The sequence below is a fragment of the Lysinibacillus piscis genome (genome assembly GCF_026012395.1).
GTDB classification, from domain to species: Bacteria; Bacillota; Bacilli; order Bacillales_A; family Planococcaceae; genus Lysinibacillus; species Lysinibacillus piscis.
On sequence record NZ_BRZA01000002.1, the window covers coordinates 674,532 to 694,895 of the forward strand.

General features: G+C 37.9%; 19 protein-coding genes. 13 read left to right on the top strand and 6 right to left on the bottom strand.

The genetic code is table 11. The features are described 5' to 3' along the window. The first annotated feature begins 7 nt into the window (after positions 1 to 7). Genes OPF91_RS09865 through ptsP form a run of 3 tightly spaced genes read left to right on the top strand, consistent with a single transcriptional unit; the run spans position 8 to position 2,684 of the window. Complete coding sequence (locus tag OPF91_RS09865; protein ID WP_264988580.1) at positions 8 to 712, top strand: glucosamine-6-phosphate deaminase; 705 nt, start codon at positions 8 to 10, stop codon at positions 710 to 712. Then, positions 709 to 975 carry an HPr family phosphocarrier protein gene (locus tag OPF91_RS09870; RefSeq protein WP_264988581.1) on the top strand — a complete coding sequence of 89 codons (267 nt, stop codon included), beginning with the start codon at positions 709 to 711 and terminating at the stop codon, positions 973 to 975. The genes OPF91_RS09865 and OPF91_RS09870 overlap by 4 nt, the downstream gene beginning before the upstream one ends. Continuing rightward, positions 972 to 2,684 (top strand): phosphoenolpyruvate--protein phosphotransferase, encoded by a 1,713-nt coding sequence (ptsP, locus tag OPF91_RS09875; RefSeq protein WP_264988582.1) that lies wholly within the window; start codon positions 972 to 974, stop codon positions 2,682 to 2,684. The genes OPF91_RS09870 and ptsP overlap by 4 nt, the downstream gene beginning before the upstream one ends. 35 nt (positions 2,685 to 2,719) lie before the next feature. On the opposite strand, the gene OPF91_RS09880 is transcribed toward ptsP, so the two are convergent. Then, complete coding sequence (locus OPF91_RS09880; RefSeq protein WP_264988583.1) at positions 2,720 to 3,487, bottom strand: sporulation protein; 768 nt, start codon at positions 3,485 to 3,487, stop codon at positions 2,720 to 2,722. A 119-nt stretch (positions 3,488 to 3,606) separates the two neighbouring features. Between OPF91_RS09880 and OPF91_RS09885 the strand changes: the two genes are divergently transcribed. Next, a complete protein-coding gene (locus OPF91_RS09885) occupies positions 3,607 to 3,930 on the top strand; it encodes a YnfA family protein (protein ID WP_264988584.1) in 324 nt (107 codons plus the stop codon). A gap of 68 nt (positions 3,931 to 3,998) precedes the next feature. Here the strand turns inward: OPF91_RS09885 and OPF91_RS09890 are convergent, their stop codons facing one another. Next, the gene (locus OPF91_RS09890) at positions 3,999 to 4,619 is read right to left on the bottom strand and encodes an NAD(P)-dependent oxidoreductase (protein WP_264988585.1); all 621 of its coding nucleotides are present in this window, start codon (positions 4,617 to 4,619) and stop codon (positions 3,999 to 4,001) included. Positions 4,620 to 5,389: 770 nt separating this feature from the next. Between OPF91_RS09890 and OPF91_RS09895 the strand changes: the two genes are divergently transcribed. Both OPF91_RS09895 and OPF91_RS09900 read left to right on the top strand, forming a co-directional pair. Beyond that, positions 5,390 to 6,010, top strand: a complete 621-nt coding sequence (locus tag OPF91_RS09895) for a DUF47 domain-containing protein (protein WP_264988586.1) — start codon at positions 5,390 to 5,392, stop codon at positions 6,008 to 6,010. Between the two features lie 15 nt (positions 6,011 to 6,025). Beyond that, positions 6,026 to 7,042 (top strand): inorganic phosphate transporter, encoded by a 1,017-nt coding sequence (locus tag OPF91_RS09900; RefSeq protein ID WP_264988587.1) that lies wholly within the window; start codon positions 6,026 to 6,028, stop codon positions 7,040 to 7,042. 54 nt (positions 7,043 to 7,096) lie between these two features. Here OPF91_RS09900 and OPF91_RS09905 read toward each other — a convergent pair whose 3' ends face one another. Both OPF91_RS09905 and OPF91_RS09910 read right to left on the bottom strand, forming a co-directional pair. Further along, positions 7,097 to 7,450, bottom strand: coding sequence for a DUF4260 domain-containing protein (locus tag OPF91_RS09905; protein ID WP_373877042.1), 354 nt, complete (start codon positions 7,448 to 7,450; stop codon positions 7,097 to 7,099). Then, positions 7,428 to 7,877, bottom strand: a complete 450-nt coding sequence (locus OPF91_RS09910; RefSeq protein WP_264988589.1) for a MerR family transcriptional regulator — start codon at positions 7,875 to 7,877, stop codon at positions 7,428 to 7,430. Before OPF91_RS09910 ends, OPF91_RS09905 begins: the two co-directional genes overlap by 23 nt. 116 nt (positions 7,878 to 7,993) lie before the next feature. Between OPF91_RS09910 and OPF91_RS09915 the strand changes: the two genes are divergently transcribed. The 6 genes from OPF91_RS09915 to OPF91_RS09940 all read left to right on the top strand — a co-directional run bounded on the left by OPF91_RS09915 (position 7,994) and on the right by OPF91_RS09940 (position 16,315). Further along, positions 7,994 to 9,766 carry a cation:proton antiporter gene (locus OPF91_RS09915; protein WP_264988590.1) on the top strand — a complete coding sequence of 591 codons (1,773 nt, stop codon included), beginning with the start codon at positions 7,994 to 7,996 and terminating at the stop codon, positions 9,764 to 9,766. A gap of 424 nt (positions 9,767 to 10,190) precedes the next feature. Then, positions 10,191 to 11,612 carry a GGDEF domain-containing protein gene (locus tag OPF91_RS09920; RefSeq protein WP_264988591.1) on the top strand — a complete coding sequence of 474 codons (1,422 nt, stop codon included), beginning with the start codon at positions 10,191 to 10,193 and terminating at the stop codon, positions 11,610 to 11,612. Between the two features lie 156 nt (positions 11,613 to 11,768). Then, positions 11,769 to 12,446 carry a TIGR04104 family putative zinc finger protein gene (locus OPF91_RS09925; protein ID WP_264988592.1) on the top strand — a complete coding sequence of 226 codons (678 nt, stop codon included), beginning with the start codon at positions 11,769 to 11,771 and terminating at the stop codon, positions 12,444 to 12,446. A gap of 13 nt (positions 12,447 to 12,459) precedes the next feature. Then, positions 12,460 to 14,061, top strand: coding sequence for an amidohydrolase (locus tag OPF91_RS09930; protein ID WP_264988593.1), 1,602 nt, complete (start codon positions 12,460 to 12,462; stop codon positions 14,059 to 14,061). Positions 14,062 to 14,074: 13 nt separating this feature from the next. Further along, complete coding sequence (locus OPF91_RS09935) at positions 14,075 to 15,349, top strand: glycerophosphodiester phosphodiesterase family protein (RefSeq protein ID WP_264988594.1); 1,275 nt, start codon at positions 14,075 to 14,077, stop codon at positions 15,347 to 15,349. Between the two features lie 81 nt (positions 15,350 to 15,430). Continuing rightward, complete coding sequence (locus OPF91_RS09940; RefSeq protein WP_264988595.1) at positions 15,431 to 16,315, top strand: stalk domain-containing protein; 885 nt, start codon at positions 15,431 to 15,433, stop codon at positions 16,313 to 16,315. Between the two features lie 245 nt (positions 16,316 to 16,560). Here OPF91_RS09940 and fumC read toward each other — a convergent pair whose 3' ends face one another. Next, positions 16,561 to 17,952, bottom strand: a complete 1,392-nt coding sequence (gene fumC / locus OPF91_RS09945) for a class II fumarate hydratase (protein WP_264988596.1) — start codon at positions 17,950 to 17,952, stop codon at positions 16,561 to 16,563. 168 nt (positions 17,953 to 18,120) lie between these two features. After that, positions 18,121 to 18,336, bottom strand: coding sequence for a hypothetical protein (locus OPF91_RS09950; protein ID WP_264988597.1), 216 nt, complete (start codon positions 18,334 to 18,336; stop codon positions 18,121 to 18,123). 316 nt (positions 18,337 to 18,652) lie between these two features. On the opposite strand from OPF91_RS09950, the gene OPF91_RS09955 reads away from it, so the two are divergent. Then, on the top strand, positions 18,653 to 20,101 hold the full coding sequence (locus OPF91_RS09955; RefSeq protein ID WP_264988598.1) for a DHA2 family efflux MFS transporter permease subunit: 1,449 nt from the start codon (positions 18,653 to 18,655) through the stop codon (positions 20,099 to 20,101). Positions 20,102 to 20,364 lie beyond the last annotated feature (263 nt).

Genomic DNA, 20,364 nt, shown 5'->3' on the forward strand with positions numbered 1-20,364 from the left:
GGATACTATGAAAGTAGAACGTTTTTCTTCAAAAGAAGCGCTATATGACCGCGCAGTAGCGATTATTACACAGGTTAAAAATGACGGAGCAACAACATTCGGTTTGGCTACAGGTGGTACAATGGAACCGTTATATGCTAAAATTCGTGAAACAAATATCGATTTTTCAGAAAGTTTGAGTTATAATTTAGACGAATATGTTGGGCTAAGCGCTACACATGAGCAAAGCTACGCATATTACATGCAGCAACATCTATTTCAATACAAGCCATTTAAAGCATCCCACTTACCAAATGGTCTAGCAAATGATGTTGTCGCAGAAGCAGCAAAATATGAAGATTTGTTGCAACAACAACCACTAGATTTTCAATTACTAGGTATTGGACAAAATGGTCATATTGGTTTTAATGAACCAGGAACATCCTTTGACTCATTGACACATCTTGTAGAGCTAGAAGAGTCAACACGTCAAGCAAATGCACGTTACTTCGATACGATTGATGAAGTACCAACACAAGCCTTTACAATGGGAATTCAATCCATTATGCGTGCGAAGTGCATTTTGTTACTCGCTGTTGGAGAAGCTAAGCATGAGGTACTAAAACGTGTACTTGCATCAGAATATACAGAAGAAGTACCAGCAAGTGCCTTGACGAAGCATCCAAATGTGATTATTTTAACAGACCTACAAGAAGAGGAGAATTCATTATGAAAACACAACAATTTACAGTAGTAGACCCGCAAGGTATTCACGCACGCCCAGCAAGCCAATTAGTAGCGGCGGCAACACCATTTGCGTCAACAATTGAGTTACATACAGCTGGAAAAGTAGCAAATTTAAAATCCATCTTAAATGTAATGGCATTAGCTTTAAAACAAGGTTCATCATTTACATTACAAGTGGACGGTGCAGATGAAGCACAGGCATTTGAAGCTGTAACAAAACTAATTGTAGAAGCGGGGCTAGCGAAATGATACAGCTAACAGGTATTGCCGCATCTGACGGCATTGCCATTGCCAAAGCGTATCGTTTAGTACAGCCAGATTTAACAGTGAGTCAAAAAGTGATTTCAGACGTGGAAGCAGAGCAAAAGCGTGTAGATGATGCACTTGCTCAATCGATTGAAGAGCTAACTGGAATTCAACAGTTAACACGTGAAAAACTTGGTGAAGAAGAGGCTGCTATTTTTGGTGCACATTTGCTAGTGGCAAACGATCCAGAACTAGTCGGTGCAATGAAGCAAAAAATTGCTGAGGCGATGGTCAATGCAGAATACGCATTAACGGAAGTTGTAAAATCTTTCGTAGCATTATTTGAAAGCATGGATAATGAATACATGAGAGAGCGTGCGGCGGATATTAAAGACGTTTCCAATCGTATTTTAGCGCATCTTTTAGGTGTTCATATTCCAAACCCAAGCAATATTCAGGAACAAGTAATTGTAGTGGCAGATGATTTAACACCATCTGAAACAGCACAGTTAAATCGTGATTTTGTGCTTGGTTTTACGACAAATATTGGTGGACGTACGTCACATTCAGCGATTATGGCGCGTTCATTGGAGATTCCTGCTGTCGTTGGAACTGGTACAGCGACAACAACAATTCAAGATGGGGATATCGTCATTGTCGACGGATTAACAGGCAATGTTCTTGTCAATCCAGATGAAGAGGTTGTAGCCGCTTATCGTCAAAAAGCTACAGAATTTGCTGCTCAACAAGAAGAATGGGCGAAGCTATTAAACGAAAAAACGTTATCAAGTGATGGGACACAAGTAGAATTGGTTGCTAATATTGGCTCACCAAATGATTTAGATGGTGTTCTTCGCCATGGCGGGGAAGGTGTCGGTCTCTATCGTACAGAATTTTTGTACATGGGACGTGACAATTTACCAACAGAGGATGAGCAATTTATAGCTTACAAAACGGTATTAGAAGGTATGGATGGTAAACCAGTCGTTATTCGTACATTGGATATCGGAGGCGATAAACATTTGCCTTATTTACCACTACCAGAGGAAATGAATCCATTCCTTGGTCACCGTGCTATCCGTTTATGCTTAGACCGTCAAGATATTTTCCGTACGCAGTTGCGTGCTTTATTGCGTGCATCTAACTATGGTAATTTGAAAATTATGTTCCCGATGATTGCCACATTGCAAGAATTCCGTTCAGCAAAAGCCATTCTTTTAGAAGAAAAGGCGAATTTGTTAGCGGCAGGTGAAGCGGTTAGTGAAACGATTGAAATCGGCATCATGGTCGAAATTCCATCGACAGCTGTGATGGCGGATACGTTTGCGAAAGAAGTAGACTTTTTCTCTATCGGTACGAATGACTTGATTCAATATACAATGGCAGCGGACCGTATGAATGAAAAAGTATCTTACTTATATCAACCATATAACCCAGCCATTTTACGTTTGGTGAAAATGGTCATCGATGCTTCACATAAAGAAGGCAAATGGACAGGCATGTGTGGCGAAATGGCGGGCGATGAACACGCCGTACCACTTTTACTTGGTTTAGGCTTGGATGAATTCTCTATGAGCGCTACATCTATTTTAAAAACACGTTCATTAATTAAGCGTTTGTCTAAGGTAGATATGCAAGCATTAGCAACAGAAGCATTACAGCTAGCGACAGCGGATGAAGTATTAGAAAAAGTAAAACAAATCGTGAAATAAAAAAGAGGGCCTATGATAGGTCCTCTTTTTCATGCTTATAAATGCTTGGTAATCAGTTGTTGTAGCTTCGTTTGAATCGTTGGTAAGTCCTGTGTTGTAATGGTTGTGCGTACATGACTTTCATCCATATTGAGTGCCTCCGCAAAGAAGCTACCGATTCCTCGTACTTTACGATCAACTTGCATTAAAATATCTACTGAAGATGTTGATTGTGATAAGAATGTAATTTCTAATTCATCTAAATGTCCACGGTATTGTCCTGTTGGTACGTATTCAAATTCTTGTATAAACGGATAAGCGCCACGTAATTTAGCTGGTGCATGCTCACACTCAGCCTCACGTAAACGGAAACCCAGTCCTTGTATCGTATTTAAAACATGGGTAGCTAAGTCAGTGGGCTGTATACGAATAAAGTCTTTATCAGTTGGATCGACTGCATTTTTAATATCAAGACCTGTTTGTAGCCATACTTGTGTTTTACCAATGGTGATAGGTGTATCTAATGGCAATGTTAGTGCAATGGGAAAGGCTTTATGTTCCCCAGCCGCGATGGAGAAGGGGTCTGTTACCTTCATTTTTTGTAATGTTGCTACCTCTGTGTGTTTACGGTCACCTGATTCACGAATATAGGTTGTATGCAGTGATACATAAATCGCATCAATTTGTTGTGCTGTATGACCACCTCGCACAATAATTTCACCACGCATGACATCACCTGCTCGGTAAGTATCTCTTTCTAATTTTGTATCGACTGTTGCTGCTCCAATCCCGATACTCGCAAGTGCTTTATTAAAAAATGACATATCCATTCCTCCATCTAATTGTTTAGCTATAGATACGATGATTCATTGAAAAGGTTTCAAGTGTAGTAAAATTTTTTTATAATGAAGTTGAAATGGACGAGTGAAAAGAGGGTTACATAATGATGGCAATGATTTTATTTTTACTGGCAGGGCTTGGTGAAATTGGTGGCGGTTATTTGATTTGGCAATGGCTTCGAGAAGGAAAGCCTATGTATTGGGGAGTTTTAGGTGGTCTAGCATTAGCACTGTATGGTGTCATAGCTACCTTTCAAACATTTCCAACCTTTGGACGAGTGTATGCTGCATACGGTGGTGTGTTTATTGTCCTTTCTATTTTATGGGGCTGGGGTGTGGATGGCAAAAAGCCCGATACACTTGATTGGCTTGGTGCAGGTGTTTGTTTAATTGGTGTACTGATTATATTATTGCCACGTTCATCCTAAAAAGGTAGTTGCCGTAGTAGGCAGCTACCTTTTTAAATAGAACCAAGTAAACAAAAGAAGCGTTTTATTTAGTAGGCGATACCAATACGAGTCTTTAAAAAATCTCTACTTTGGATTAGGCTAAATGCAAACTCTGCGGTATCTGCAACAGATATTTCCTTACCATCCATTGGCAAAAAATGACGTTCTATACGATAAGCTCCTAAACGTTTTGTATCTGGCAAGTAAGTAGGACAAACAATTGTCCAATCGAGTTTTGAGTGATTCAGTAGCTCATACACTTTATGATGCTCAATTGCTGCACGGGTTGACTTCTGTTTTGATTCACCTGACTGATAACGCAGTAAGCTAGGGGTACTTCTACTTTGCAGGATTCCTGCCGTTCCTATAGTGATAATACGTTGAATGTTTTGGTTTTGCATTGCTTCAATTATGAGTGGCATACTTTCGGATAAAGTAGTTGTTCCATCTGTATTTAATGCACTAATGACTAAATCTATCTCGTGTAGAGCTGTAGCAATAGCATCCTTATCTAAAACATCACCTTGGATAATCGTTAATTTTTCATTATTCCATTGAATCTTTTCTGGCATCCGAACAAGGGCAGTAACATGGTGTCCATCATTAAGGATATATTTCAATAAATGACCACCCACTCGACCAGTTGCTCCTAAAATTAAAATTTTCATATCCTCACCCCTTTAAAAATAAGAAGACAAATACGCCCTCAATGATACTTCTTACCACTACTTTAGGTCAATGTGGAGTAACATATGGGTGAATTAATTTTACAGATAATCACTTTATTTATAGAACAAATTTGGATTTTGATAAGCACAATGATTCAAAGTGTTTATTAAAAGTCAAGCAAGGTTTATGAAATTCCTAAGCAAATTCTTATTATGTTCACCAACGAAAGTAGCATTTCGCCCACAAAATACATAACTTCGCCCAATTCATAGCTCCATTCGTCCGTAAAAACGAAAGAAGCCAAGTCTAGCTGAATGCAGATTAGATGGATACAGTCCTGTTAGATGGTGATAATAAAGTATATAAAATGATGGAAAGGAGCTTTCACTTCAATGTATTGGAGAATTAATTATAATAGGCACTCTTTTTAATTGAAAATTCTGTATGTGGTGTTGTTTTTTGAGCAGAAAAGCGATTTATAAATTTACAAAATCTTAATAATTGGATTTTCAAGAGGTAAAAAGATGGCGCTGTCATTTTCCTCATTTTTGCAGTGATGATTGAAAAATACTATAAAATTAATATTAATATAAAATTTATACTATATACATGTCTATTTTTCCCTATATCCATTTAAATTGTGACATTTCCAATATTACATGTTTGTAAAAATCAAACGATGTATCTTTAAATTTTTGTTTTATTGTGTAAATATTTTGTGTAGAAGGTTTCAAAAATCGACATTATGGATGATACAGGAGGAACATTGATGTTCAACTCAAACAAAAAAGACCCATTTTTTCAAGTACTATTAAAAATCGCTGAAAATGTAAATGAAGCGATACAGTATGCACAAAATGCACCAACAGACAATGTAGAGGTATTAAAAGAAATTGCTGATAAAATGAAGCGATACGAAACAGACGGTGATAAATTGATTCATGAGCTAATTGTGATGCTCAATAAATCCTTTATGACACCGATTGAACGTGAGGATATTTTGGCATTAGCCAATAAATTAGACGATGTTTTAGATGGCATGGAAGGCTGTATTGCACACTTCAACATGTACAATTTGACAGAAGTGACAGAGCCAATGCGTCAGTTTTTATCTTATATTGCGAAAAGTACAGACGAAATGGTACAAGCAATGGAATTATTAAATAACAAAAAATTGGTGGACATGCGTCAACATGCGATTCAAATCAAAGACTATGAGCGCGAATGTGATGAAATTTTCCGTTCTACAATGAAACAATTATTTATTCAAGAAAAAGATCCAATGCGTCTTATTATTTTCAAGGATATTTATGAGCAGTTTGAAAATATTGCTGATTATTGCCAAACGGTTGCCAATACCATTGAGACAATAATTATGCGTAATGCATAGGGTGGAGTGTAACACATGGATACGATTTTATTAATTACGATATTAGTCGTTATATTCGCACTTGTTTTCGATTTTATTAACGGCTTCCATGATACAGCTAATGCGATTGCGACATCTGTATCAACACGTGCACTGAAGCCACGTACAGCCGTTTATATGGCTGCGATTATGAACTTTATCGGGGCTATTACCTTTGTAGGGGTAGCGAAAGCTTTGACAAAAGATATTGTCAATCCATTTAGTTTAAACGCATATGATGGAGATATTACAGGCTCGGTCGTTATTTTAGCGGCGCTTTTATCAGCTATTACATGGAATTTACTAACGTGGTATTACGGGATTCCATCGAGCTCCTCTCATACATTAATCGGCTCAGTAGCGGGTGCGGCAATTGCTGCAGCAGGCTTTGATGTGCTGAACTATGCTGGCTTTATTAAAATTATTCAAGCGCTTATTTTCTCACCATTACTAGCTTTTGTGGCTGGTTTTATGATGATGACATTACTAAAAGTTATTTTTAAAGATATGAATTTATATAGAACGAACAAAGGCTTCCGCACGATGCAAATCGGAACAGCGGCATTACAATCGTTTACACATGGTACAAATGATGCGCAAAAGGCAATGGGGATTATTACGCTCGCTTTAATCGCAGGTGGCTTACATCAAGGCGATGATATTCCATTTTGGGTACGTTTTGCAGCAGCCTGTGCGATGGGACTAGGGACTTCTGTTGGTGGTTATAAAATTATCAAAACAGTTGGCGGTAAAATCATGAAAATTCGTCCTGTTAATGGGGTGGCAGCCGATCTTGCTTCTGCTTCCATTATTTTTGGGGCAACATTGATTCATTTACCTGTTTCTACAACACATGTCATTTCATCTTCGATTATGGGAGTGGGAACAGCACATCGTGTCAAAGGTGTAAAATGGGGAACAGCTCGTCGTATCGTAATGACATGGATTATTACGATGCCAATTTCGGCAGTGATGGCGGCACTCATTTACTTTATATTAAATGTGTTCTTTTAAATGGAAGGGGAATGTACAAATTGAAGTACATTCCTTTTTTTATACACGTTTCCATTAAGGAATGTGTTGTATATGTGTATGAGTAAAGGCATCCTTGTATTTTAGACCGTAGCCTAATGCGCGATCTACCCCTATATGCATCAACCAGATTAAAGCAATCATCATACAGACGTTTTCTGTACAAACAATGCCAATAAATAATAGGAAAGCTGGACAAATAAAGCTATGGCTCATGTTATAAAATAAAGCGCCGACTTTTCCATTGATTAAATAGCCTACCATACTAATATCAGGGGTGAGCAAAAACAAAATAAGATATAGCCATGGAAATTGATAATACCAGTAAAACAATAGACAAAGTAGTGCAATGCTGGCGTATTCTAATTTAATAATGTGACGTAATTTCACATTCATCACCGTCCTTTATTAAATTTTGATACGTTTTGTCGATAATAGCTGCAATAATTTCTTTATTTTTCTCGTATTGTTCGTCTATTATTAAGCCTTGAATTGTTTGTAAAGATTGTAATGCTTGCTGTAAAAAATACAATTGCTGTTCAATCGTTGTTATTTTGTAGGCAAAGTGTTGGAGTGTTTCTTGATTGCAAGTGACAGAAATCGGTTTTTGCTCTAACAAAATGAGTTGCTTTATTTCCTGTAATGTAAAACCGAGTTGCTTCAAAACAAGAATAAATTTCATGGTATATTCACACTTAGCGTCATATACACGATAGCCATTAGATTGCTTAATAGGATGTAGAAGCCCCTCTTTTTCATAATAGCGAACAGTGTCTGGTGATACCTGATATTGTGTAGCAAACTGTTTAATATACATGCTAACCCCTCCTGCAATTATCGTAGCATTGGAGTATACTCTAAGGTCAAGTATGGTTTTCATTTTTAGAAAATAGGGAATACACTATTTATCTACATGAATTGCAGGTGATATGTATGTTTGAAAATTTATTATTTCAAGTACCATTTCTTCTTTTCGTAGGGTTATTAGCCCAATGGATAGCGTGGCGTTTTCGGCTACCTGGCATTGTGATAATGAGTATGGCTGGGCTATTAATAGGACCGTTTACAGGATTGGTATCGCCAAAGGAAACATTTGGACCAATATTCCATACATTGATTTCTTTAGCTGTTGCAGTTATTTTATTTGAAGGTAGTTTGAGCTTAGATTTTCGAGAGATACGTGAGTTTCGTAAAGCAATTAAACGAATTGCGACAATTGGTGCGGGGATAGCATGGATTGCAGGCTCTATGGCAGCGCATTATGTAGCTGGATTATCATGGCCAGTAGCCTTTGTCATTGGTGGCTTATTTATCGTGACAGGTCCAACAGTTATTTTGCCATTATTGCGACAAGCAAAATTAAAGGAACGTCCAGCAGCTATTCTCAAATGGGAAGGCATTGTTGTTGATCCATTCGGTGCATTATTAGCGTTATTTGCCTATCAAGTTGTGCTTAATATCTATCAATTAGAGGGTAGCACCTCCATTTTGATTTTCTTTGTTTCTGCTTTGCTAGCAGCGTTATTAGGAGGCATAGTTGGATTTTTAATGGGACAATGTTTGGAGCGTGGAATTATTCCAGAATTTTTAAAATCCCCTTTGTTGCTTGTAACGGTCTTACTTGTTTTTGCAATAAGTGATGCCATTATGCATGAGACAGGCTTACTTGCTGTCACTGTTATGGGGCTAGTTATGGCCAATATGCATTTAACAAGTCATCATGAATTGCTTCATTTTAAAGAAAATATTTCTGTTATTTTAATATCGAGCGTCTTTATTATGCTGACGGCTTCTCTAACAACCGACACATTGGCCCAAATTTTAGATTGGCGTATGTTTTTATTTGGTTTAACGATGATGTTTATTGTGAGACCATTGTCCATTTGGGGAGCGACAATCAATGCAGGTTTATCGAAAAAGGAACGCTTATTGATTGGATGGATAGCACCAAGAGGTATTGTTGCTTTGACGGTTTCGGGCTATTTTGCGACAGCTTTACAGGAAGCTGGATTTCCAAGCGCTCAGTTATTGACAGCATTGACATTGGCATTAGTATTTACAACAGTAGTAGCACATGGTTTCAGTATTAGTTGGTTAGCAAAAAAATTAGATTTACAGGCCTCTTCTGGTACAGGTGTTGTAATTGTTGGGGCGTCCTCATTTACCACACAGCTAGCTACCTCACTACAGCATAATAATGTCGAGGTCTTATTAATGGATTCCTCTTGGCAACAGCTATCGATGGCACGACAACAAGGCATTAAGACTGAGGTTGGCGATATTTTAAGTGAGCATACGGAATTTTATGTGGATTTAACACCGTATAATCAGTTAATTGCTGCAACAACACAGGATGCATACAATGTTTTAGTATGTGCAGAGTTTCTTCCTATTTTAGGAAGATTTAATATTTATCAAACGGCATTACATTCAGCTGATCCAGAAAATTATTCACGCAAATATGGTGGGCAGCGTTTAGTAGCATCAAACTATGATATTCAACAATTGAATGAACGAATTGAACAAGGAGCAAGTCTACGTCAGACAAAAATTACAGATGTTTATACAATTGAACAGTATAAATTACAAAATCCACAAGCTGTGATGGTATATGCAATTCGTCCAAATGGTGAAATTATTTTTGATATGATGAATAAATATAAGCAAATACAACAGGAACCGCATAGTGTTATTAGCTTACTATAAAAATAGCCCAGATTAACATGGGAAGATGACCGTTGTTAATTTGGGCTACTTTTTGGACCAAGAACGAGATGCTAAAAACAAATCGATATTTTTTTACGTTCTATATTTCTTCTTTTGTCAAAATATTTTATAATCTCTACATATTGTGTTTTCATATCGAGTTGATAACGCATGACATACTCCATCCACTAAGGGATTAAAAATTGGTAGATGCTAGTAAGAATGTTTTATATAACTCGTTTTTTGATGTTGAGAAATGTGACTAAAGACTTGTAATATTATTCGAGAAAAGTTAGTATTAAAGATATAAAGCGATATAACATGAAATGAACGACGATTAATTTTTTGAAAGTGTTTTCATATCTTATAGTAGAATACTGCTAATTACATATCGTATACAAATTGGTAAAGGAGGCGGCGGTGTGTGAGCATCCAAGAGTTTGAGGAGCTATATCTGACATTAACGGAGCTATATAACGAAAATCGTTTTTTTGAATATATCGAATTGAGTGATGCGGCTATTGAAAATGCCCATGGATTTGGTATGTACGATAAAGCTATTTTGTTATTACGTTACAGATGTGCGAGCCATTACCAAGTTGGTAATTTGCAAGTGGCTATTAGTTTATTAAAACAATATCGTGAATTAACTTTTCAATATGGTAGTGATACAGATATCATTAGTTATTATAATATTATGGCTATTTATTGGGAAATCTTCGGGCATCTCAAAAAAGCGGAAGATTTAATGCTGAAAGGGTTAGAAATTGCAGAACGTATAAATGATGTAGAAGGAATTGGCAAAATCAATAATAACCTTAGTCATTTAGAGCTGAAAATGGGGCGCTATGATAAAGCAAAAGAATTTGCGTTAAAAAGTCTTTATTATGGTAATTATTTCGAGGTGAAACATTCCAATCCCTTTAAAGGCGTCCATTTTTCAAAGGTAAATTTAGCTACTTCGCAAATTTGGCTAGGTGAGTTTGACGGAGCCTATGCAATCATCCAAGAACTATTACAGGTGATTCAATCGCCACCGTATGCTAAACCAGAAATTGAAGTGTTCAATGTACATGCCTTATATTGCCATAAAACAGGTCGTATTCAGGAGGCGATTGATACTTATCAAAAAGCAAAAAACTATGCCTTCCAAAATAGTGATTGGGAAATGATGCAAGCTATTTGTGATTCATTGATGCAAATTATTGAACAGCAAAATGACGTTGAGGCTTTATGTAAAATACAAAAAGAATATATTGAGACATTATTAAAAATTCAGCAAGAAAACTACACACATATCTTATTTGAAATAGAGTATAGTGATGAGAAAAAGCAATTTGAAAAAACGTCCTATATTGACCCGCTAACAAATGTGTATAATCGCCGCTACTTTGATGCGAATGCCAATCAGATGATAGAGGCTGCTGCTTGCAATGGTGAACAATTAGCGTTGATTATGGTGGATTTAGATCATTTTAAAGAAATAAATGATACAAAAGGTCATTTATTTGGTGATACGGTGTTAATCAATACAGCAACGATATTGAAAAATTATTTCCAAGCATTTGATGCCATTGTTGCTCGTTTTGGTGGAGATGAATTTATTGTTTTAATGCGTTTGACGGAAAATATTGTGTTGCAAGACATCGTTAATAATTTATATGACGCTTTAACGGAGATGCCATTTACGTGTCATGATGAGCTGATTTCTTTAGCCTATAGTTTAGGTGTGAGTATGAGCAATCATGAGCAAGCATTTAATTTAGGCGAGTTGATTCATAATGCAGATATTGCGCTCTACCAATCAAAACGAAACGGTCGCAATCAAGTGACGATTTTTAATTAATAGAGACTACCTATTATTCACTGGTCGAACCAATGAAAATAGGTAGTTTTTTTATCAGGGTATCCAAAAAGCTGTAATTAATGAATGGAATGTGAATCGTTTATCCATTGGTATCCGTCAGTAGTGTAGAATGGTAGAACGAAGGTGAAAGGCCGTATGGATATAGAAGATATTATTGCAGAGCATGGGGATTACGCTATGAGTCGTTTTAAAAAGGATATTTTATATGAATTGCATAATGTGAAATTAACAGAGGACAGAAAGCAAATCATTATTCAACAAGCACATCAAAAACGCCCACAACGAAAGCAACATTCATGGCATTATCGAGCCGTGTTGCTGGCTTTTACAATAGGGCTTGTGTTCTTTGGCTATTTATTGACACAAACTTCAACACAACGAACGGCAAGCCAGCCTACAATCACTTCATGGAATCCTTTTGTAACGGATATGGTAAAGGGTGTCTGTATACTTTGCTTCATTGTTGGTGCTACAATCATCCTAAAACGTGTGGACTACAAAAGAGGTATTGATTTGCCTAGCTGTATAGCGTGTGGCGAACAATGGTCAGTCAAACAAGCGCGACGTGTAGCGATGTCAAACGATAATTCTGTCACATGCCCGTATTGTCAAAAAAAGCAATATCGTGTAATGGGGCAGAAAAGATGGATGAATAGATTGTATATATTAATCCCAATTACTATATTTTGCATGAATATGTTCCAACATTTTTGGATTGGTATCGCATTTTATGGTATAGGTGCATTGTGGTGGATTTACTATACAACACCATATTCGTATGATTTGCAAGAAGAGGAAAAACCATTATGGTAAGGGGAGAAAATGTATGGCAACATTATGGACAGGCGGTACAATTTATACGATGGCATGTGAAGGGGAGACAGTGGAAGCGGTCCTTGTGGAAAATGGCATCATTACAGCAACAGGCTCACGAGCAAATTTAGCACCACAAGCGACGACAATACATGATTTACAGGGGAAGGTCATGTACCCTGGCTTTGTGGACAGCCATTTACATATTATCGGTTACGGAGAAAAATTAAAGCATTTAGACGTCTCACATGTGACGAGTAAAGAAGAATTAGTCAAGCTGTTGCAGGCACGTATGCAAGCCTCCGGAGCCGAGGAGTGGGTGATTGCGATTGGTTTGAATGAAACGCAATTTGATGAACCGATATTCCCATCTTTAGCAGAGCTAGATGCACTTGGAGATGTCCATTTAATTGTGAAAAGAAGTTGTCATCATTTAATTTTAGCGAATTCCAAGGCTTTGGCATTTGCAGGAATCACGTCTGACACACCGTCACCAGAGGGTGGTGTAATTGAAAAGGTAAATGGACAGCTAACGGGTGTGTTAAAGGATGCGGCACTGTATATGATTGTCAACCATATGCCACATATTACACCTGTCTATATTGAGGACGCATTAGAAAAAGCAGTAAAATCTTTGCAGGCGTATGGCTTAGTCGGCGGGCATTCAGAGGATTTAAGCTATTATGGACCACCTAGTCAGCCGATTACTGCATATCGTCACATTGTAGAGGCGAAAAAATCGTTTAAAGTACATTTATTACAGCATCACACTGTTTTTGAGGAAGTGATGGATCGCCGTGAACCTTCTTCTCCTTATGTTGAATTTGGCGCTATGAAAATTTTCGTGGATGGCGCATTTGGTGGGCGAACGGCGGCACTGAGAGAACCATATTGCGATGAGCCGAATAATGCGGGGATACTAGTCCATTCAAAGGAACAGCTAATGAGCTATGTTCGGCTTGCACGTCACTATAATCAAACGGTGGCAGTTCATGTGATTGGGGATTTAGCCATTGCGACCATTTTAGATGTATTTGGGGCAATACCACCGAAGGAAGGCCAGCTTGATCGTATTATCCACTGTAGTTTAGTGGACGAGGCATTGCTTGACCGATTGGCAAGTTTACCTGTTGCAGTAGATATGCAGCCACAATTTGTGCAAGGAGAGTATAATGCAGAAGTGGCAAAATTAGGGGGGGAACGAGCGCAAGGCTTACATCCATTAAAATCCTTGCTAGATGCAGGGCTGATTGTCGCTGGTGGCAGTGATGCACCGATTGAAGTACCGAATCCATTGCAAGGAATTTATGCGGCGGTGACGAGACGCAATATTGGAGAGTCACATGAAGGGTATGGTCCTAAGGAGAAAATTTCTCGCTTTGAAGCGGTGCGCTTATATACAGTTGGGGCGGCACAAATTATTCAGCAAGACCATTGTAGAGGAAAGATTCAAGTGGGCTATACAGCAGATTTTACTGTACTGATGGAGGATGTTTTCCAAGTCGAACTTGATAGGATACCGACCATTCCTGTTGCGTATACAATTGTTGATGATCAAGTGGTTTATAGACATGAGAGCATAGTGGACAATCATATGTTAGAAAAACAAGGATGATTGGGGGAACGATGTGCGGCAAAGTGCTCGACTCATAGGTGATACGATTAAAATCGTCTATGTACACCGTTATGCGTATGTAAAAATGAAAGGGCTACAGCTAATCATCGTTTCAATCGTAATGCTCTTTTTTGAAAAGTTTGCCCTTACAATGACAGGCTATACACAGCTAACAAGACAAAATTGGTATCCTTTTATCACAAATCCCATTGTACAAGGATGGATGGTTTTATTACTTGTCATCCTGTTGTTGTTAGGACGTTGGGAAATAAAACAACTGCTGAAATTCGTACAACAACAGCCCACAAATAGTCGTTATACAAAGAGAGCGATATGGCAATGGCTATTAGTGGGTGTGTTGTTCATAAAGTATTTTTGGCCAAGCTTGCTTGCGATTGTGCAAATAGGGTTATTGTTTATCCTAGGCTTTTGGCAATTGCTATTTGTACAATTATGGATGAAACGAAAATATGCTATTTCTACAATGTATGTAACGAAAAAAAGAATAAACAAACATTGGTCAGGGGTGATGTTGTTTCTTGTCCTGTGTTTGTTTAATAGTTGGTTGCTGGCATACTATGAAAATGCCACACAGCCAAAATTGATTGCCCATCGTAGTCATACAAATACGAGTGTTGAAAACACATTGACGGGTTTACTCGATGTTGCCAGCAAAGGAGCTGACTTAGTAGAAATCGATGTACAGCAGACAGCAGATGGCGAGTTTGTTGTTTTTCATGATCGTACTTTAAGACGGCTAGCTGGGAAAAATGGCATCATTACAAATATGACATTGGCAGAGTTAAGAAAAATCCCAATTTATCATCATGGTATAAAAGAACAAATTCCCTCATTAGATGATTTTATTGTAGCAGCTAAACAATTGAAGATTCCATTAGTGATTGAATTAAAAATCCATGGGCAAGAAACGGAAGATGTGCTGCTGCAATTTGCGAAAAAATTACAAAGCTATCATGTACTTGATACATATTATGTCCAATCAGCCAATGTCGTGTCCATGAAGCAATTAAAAAAGCTAGTGCCACGATTACGAGTGGGAATTGTCTATGCCCTTAATGTAGAGCAATTAGAGGAAAACATGGATTTTATTGCAGTGGAGGCATCATGGGTAAACGCTACATTACTGAAAGAATTACAACAACGACATATCGCTCTTTTTGTATGGACTGTCAATGACTTACAACAACTACGTGGACTGATGATTCCTTCTATTGCAGGTATTATTACAGATGAGGTAGCGCAAGCAGCGAGCGTACAGCGCGAATAAAAAATTTTTTCGTTATTAAGTAACCTTTACAATTAGCAAACGACTACTCGTATAACAAGGTTATAAAGGAGTTGTCAGCAGATGAACTATACGAAAATGATACCATTCGTACTAGCAGCAGTTGTAGTAAGCGGATCTGTACCATCAGTAGTATCGGCACAAGAAAGTGAGGTAGCTGTGACAGTGAAGGAGCAGCAGGAGCCTATCTTTTTCAAAATCACAGGGACGATAGAGAAAATGGAGAGCAATGAAAATGAAATCCATTATACAGTGAAAACGGATAAAACGATACATGTCTTTATTGGGCATCCAAATACACTTATTTTTGATAACACAGGGCAGAAAGTTGAGCTACAAAAGGGAGATCAGATAACAGGCTATACATTGACTAAAAATGCTACTCATCCAGAGGTTATCATTGTGGAGACGGAGGCAGTGGGGAATGTTGAAGTAGATTTTTTTAATCAAGATTTAGTTGATACAGACCATTTTTTAAAATTAATCATTGGTGAGCAAATCGAGGTAAGCCATGCTTCAGGAAAAAAAGTGAAGGCGGCGACTTTTGAAAGTGTTTTAGCTAATCACTATTTGCTAGTGTTTTATACTGTATCAACAAGAAGTATTCCTGCCCAAACAGCACCGACAAAAGTAGTGGTGTTGGATACAATAGAGCAGAAACCGATCAACAATCAAGTACAGGCGATTATCGATACGGATTTTTATGAGGTTGAAGGTACAAAAATGGTGCCATTACGCTTAATTGCAGAGCAGCTTGGCTATAAAGTAGAGTCAACTGGTCAAGGAGCTATCGTATCAAAGGATGCCGTATCCTATACGATTACAAGGGATCAAAAAGCATATGGCTACAATAAGACATTAAGAATGTTTACGATAGCACCTGCATTATTAGAAAAGGGAAAAACCTATGTGCCTGTGGAATTTATTAAGGGCTTAATGCAAGAATAAGATGGGAACAACCTTCTACGGTGTGAAACTGTAGAGGGTTGTTATGTGTAGTATAAATTAAAACGGAAAGTGCCTAGCCAATATGAATAGGTGCTTTCTGTTTTATTTGCGTTTACAGTACAGCGTATATGTGATAGCTATTCTATTGATAGGTAAAGGAGTATTATGCTACTAAATAAAAAAGGATTGAAGCAGCTCGCTCCAATCCATTTCTATCCTATTGATGTATCAATATTGTATCTATGTCATTTCACATTCGGATAAATCATCGTAGCAGGATCTACATATTCATCAAATTGTGCCTCTGTCAATAAACCTGTAGCAAGGGCAGCTTCCTTCAATGTCGTGCCTTCTTGATGTGCTTTTTTAGCAATTTTTGCGGCATTTTCATAGCCGATATATGGATTTAATGCTGTCACAAGCATTAATGAGTTTTTCAAATTATGGTCAAGTACCTCTTTATTTGGCTCAATACCGAGGGCGCAATGGTCATTAAAGGACTTCATTGTATCTGCAAGTAGGCGTGTAGATTGTAAAAAATTATAGATAATCACAGGCTTAAAAACATTAAGCTCAAAGTTACCCTGTGAGGCAGCAAAGGCGATTGTAGCATCATTGCCAACTACTTGTGTCACGACCATTGTCATGGCTTCACTTTGTGTTGGATTTACTTTACCTGGCATAATGGATGAGCCTGGTTCGTTTTCAGGAATCGTAATTTCACCAATACCTGAGCGAGGGCCACTTGCTAACCAGCGTACATCGTTGGCAATTTTCATCAAATCAACAGCCAGTGCTTTTAATGCTCCATGTGCTACAACGGCTTCATCATGGCTTGTGAGGGCATGAAACTTATTGCGAGCAGATGTGAATGCTTTATCTGTTAGCTCACTGATTTCCGCTGCGACACGCTCCCCGAATTCAGGATGGGCATTAATACCTGTCCCAACTGCTGTGCCACCAATTGCTAACTCCTTCATATAGTGAATATTTTGCTGAATCATATGTTCTGATTTTTCCAGCATCACTACCCAGCCACTAATTTCCTGACCTAGTGTTAATGGTGTGGCATCTTGTAAATGGGTACGGCCGATTTTAATAATATCTTGGAACTTTTGTGATTTTTCATGTAAGGTTGCTTTTAATGTACGTAAACGTGGCAATAAATAATCTTCTACTTTTAAAACAGCCGCAATATGTAAAGCTGTTGGGAATGTATCATTCGAGCTTTGGGATTGATTGACATCGTCATTTGGATGGATACGGTCTACTTCGCCAGTATCCTGTAAAATTTGATTGGCACGGTGCGCAATGACCTCATTGACATTCATATTGGTTTGTGTGCCACTACCTGTTTGCCAAACAACAAGCGGGAATTGGTCGTCCCACTGCCCATATAAAATTTCGTCAGCTGCTTGTACGATAGCCTTTGCCTTCAGCGCAGACAGCTTGCCCAACCTTTGATTGGCAAGGGCGGCGCTTTTCTTTAAAATCGTCATCGCCTGAATAAGCTCAATTGGCATTTGCTCTGTGCCGATTTGAAAGTTTTCCTTACTGCGTTGTGTTTGTGCGCCCCAAATTTTATGAGCAGGTACTTTCACTTCACCCATAGTGTCTTTTTCAATACGATAATCCATACTGTCAGCTCCTTCAGTCATTGATTAAAAAAAGGATATTCTCTATTAAAAGAATATCCGCAAAATATGCACTACATTCAAAAAAAGAGGGGGGATTTGAATGTTGCCATATGGAGATAAGAAATTATCTGTTGATAATGATAATCTTTATCAATTAAAAAGTCAACATTATCTTTTCTTTTTGCCAAGATCTTTGATAGGTGGTTTTGGTGGTATTTTTTCAAATAGTACATACACATGATACGTTTGCTCATTGATTTGTTGGACATGGTTTACTTTCGCTTTCCGTCCTTTGAGTTGGATGTTCGTTTCGATGCAGGGGATATGTGTGAGTAACTGGCTTAAAACAACCGTTTTATGCTCATAAAAATGAATGGTAAACATAGGGAAGATTCTCCTTATTCATTGAGGTTGGCATAATGTATGTGGGATTTTAGGATAATAGAACAATTGTAGGGGAAAAAGAAGACAAAAAAAAGTTTACCACATTGAAAAATAAGCAATCTTGTGGTAAATTAATATAGATAGACATTATATAATTAGAATTTTGTATACTACCTCTATCTTAATTATATAACATAGTCTGTTTGTTTGTCAACTTTTATATTTGGCTAGAAAAGGAGTGTTGTGAGGAGTGAAAACTTGAATAAATGGAAGGTAGCAAAACGAACTCTAAATACGAAAGTAGGACTGATGTGAAATGTCAGAGAAAATAAATACGGTTGATACCAAAGCACCTTATGGCATGATAGCTATTTTATTTATTGGCGCATTTGTGGCGATTTTGAATGAAACATTACTCAATATTGCGTTACCAGCCATTATGCAGGAATTTGATGTGAATGCAACGGCTGTACAATGGCTTTCTACAGGCTATATGCTAATTAATGGAATTTTAATCCCTGCTAGTGCCTTTTTCATTCAACGTTTTACAGATAGAAAATTATTTATGACAGCGATGGCTTTATTTACGTTAGGAACATTTTTAGCAAGTATTGCACCAGTATTTGGTGTGTTGCTAGGTGCACGTATGATTCAAGCAGCAGGCTCAGCCATTATGATGCCTTTATTAATGAATGTGATGCTAACGGCTTTCCCTGTTGAAAAGCGTGGTGCTGCGATGGGAATGTTTGGGCTTGTGATGATTACAGCACCAGCAATTGGACCAACACTTTCTGGCTGGTTGATTGAGCATTATAGCTGGAGAATGTTATTTGATCTTGTATTGCCAATTGCGATTATCACGTTAATTTTAGCGGCGTTTAAGTTAAAGGATGTGACACCACAACGGGCTATTAAGTTAGATGTGTGGTCGCTTGTGCTATCCAGTATTGGGTTTGGTGGCTTACTGTATGGCTTTAGTTCGGCAGGGGAAAAAGGATGGGATAATATCCTTGTATATGGCACAATTATCATTGGAACACTTGCACTTATTACTTTTATCCTTCGTCAATTTCGTATGGCTGAGCCAATGTTGGAGTTTCGCATCTTCAAATATCCAATGTTTGCCCTATCCTCAACGATATCCATTGTCATTTCAGTGGCGATGTTTTCAGCGATGATTTTAATGCCGATTTATGTACAAACGATTCGTGGGATTTCACCAATGGATTCAGGGTTATTAATGTTACCAGGTGCGATTGTCATGGGGATTATGTCACCGATTACAGGGAAGCTCTTTGATAAATATGGCGCCAGAAGTCTAGCTGTGATTGGCTTGACAATTACGATTGTTACAACCTATTACTTTAGTAAAATAGGGATGGAGACAGCATATACCACACTGGTTTTATTGTATACGTTGCGGATGTTTGGGATGTCTATGGTGATGATGCCTGTGATGACGAACGGTTTGAACCAGTTACCAGCGCATAATAATCCACATGGTACAGCGATGAACAATACATTACAGCAAGTATCAGGTGCTATTGGCTCGGCGGTGTTGATTACTGTGATGAACAATCACACGACAGCTAAAGCAGAAGCATTGGTTGCTAAAACGGGTGCTATGTCGCAGCAAATAATGAACGAAGCGATGTTAGATGGGATTACGTATACATTCCTCATTTCCACATGGATAGCTGCTATTGCCTTGTTACTGGCTTTCTTTATTAAGAGAGTGAAGCCAAATCATACAATGCCAATGTAATCAATGGGGAATGGAAGAGGAGAAAGGGTTTGTAGACAATCGACAAAGCTTTGTAAGCATTCGACAGATGTTTATTGTGCGAAAGTGAAACGTCAGCAACAAGTGTTTTTCTGTGCGAAAGTGAAACGTCAGCAACAAAATAACCTGTAAAGAGCATCCTTAGAGGGTGCTCTTTTTTGGTATTGAAAGCAAAGTGGCAGCTACAGACTATTGGACACCGACTGTCGCTTCAATTTATGGTAAAATAAAGAAAGGAGGGATGT

What these genes read in the sequence shown, in the direction of transcription:
- OPF91_RS09865 (WP_264988580.1), top strand. Translation starts at nt 8, where the DNA reads ATGAAAGTAGAACGTTTTTCTTCAAAAGAAGCGCTATATGACCGCGCA.
- OPF91_RS09870 (WP_264988581.1), top strand. Translation starts at nt 709, where the DNA reads ATGAAAACACAACAATTTACAGTAGTAGACCCGCAAGGTATTCACGCA.
- ptsP (WP_264988582.1), top strand. Translation starts at nt 972, where the DNA reads ATGATACAGCTAACAGGTATTGCCGCATCTGACGGCATTGCCATTGCC.
- OPF91_RS09880 (WP_264988583.1), bottom strand. Translation starts at nt 3,487, where the DNA reads ATGTCATTTTTTAATAAAGCACTTGCGAGTATCGGGATTGGAGCAGCA.
- OPF91_RS09885 (WP_264988584.1), top strand. Translation starts at nt 3,607, where the DNA reads ATGATGGCAATGATTTTATTTTTACTGGCAGGGCTTGGTGAAATTGGT.
- OPF91_RS09890 (WP_264988585.1), bottom strand. Translation starts at nt 4,619, where the DNA reads ATGAAAATTTTAATTTTAGGAGCAACTGGTCGAGTGGGTGGTCATTTA.
- OPF91_RS09895 (WP_264988586.1), top strand. Translation starts at nt 5,390, where the DNA reads ATGTTCAACTCAAACAAAAAAGACCCATTTTTTCAAGTACTATTAAAA.
- OPF91_RS09900 (WP_264988587.1), top strand. Translation starts at nt 6,026, where the DNA reads ATGGATACGATTTTATTAATTACGATATTAGTCGTTATATTCGCACTT.
- OPF91_RS09910 (WP_264988589.1), bottom strand. Translation starts at nt 7,877, where the DNA reads ATGTATATTAAACAGTTTGCTACACAATATCAGGTATCACCAGACACT.
- OPF91_RS09915 (WP_264988590.1), top strand. Translation starts at nt 7,994, where the DNA reads ATGTTTGAAAATTTATTATTTCAAGTACCATTTCTTCTTTTCGTAGGG.
- OPF91_RS09925 (WP_264988592.1), top strand. Translation starts at nt 11,769, where the DNA reads ATGGATATAGAAGATATTATTGCAGAGCATGGGGATTACGCTATGAGT.
- OPF91_RS09930 (WP_264988593.1), top strand. Translation starts at nt 12,460, where the DNA reads ATGGCAACATTATGGACAGGCGGTACAATTTATACGATGGCATGTGAA.
- OPF91_RS09940 (WP_264988595.1), top strand. Translation starts at nt 15,431, where the DNA reads ATGAACTATACGAAAATGATACCATTCGTACTAGCAGCAGTTGTAGTA.
- fumC (WP_264988596.1), bottom strand. Translation starts at nt 17,952, where the DNA reads ATGGATTATCGTATTGAAAAAGACACTATGGGTGAAGTGAAAGTACCT.
- OPF91_RS09950 (WP_264988597.1), bottom strand. Translation starts at nt 18,336, where the DNA reads ATGTTTACCATTCATTTTTATGAGCATAAAACGGTTGTTTTAAGCCAG.
- OPF91_RS09955 (WP_264988598.1), top strand. Translation starts at nt 18,653, where the DNA reads ATGTCAGAGAAAATAAATACGGTTGATACCAAAGCACCTTATGGCATG.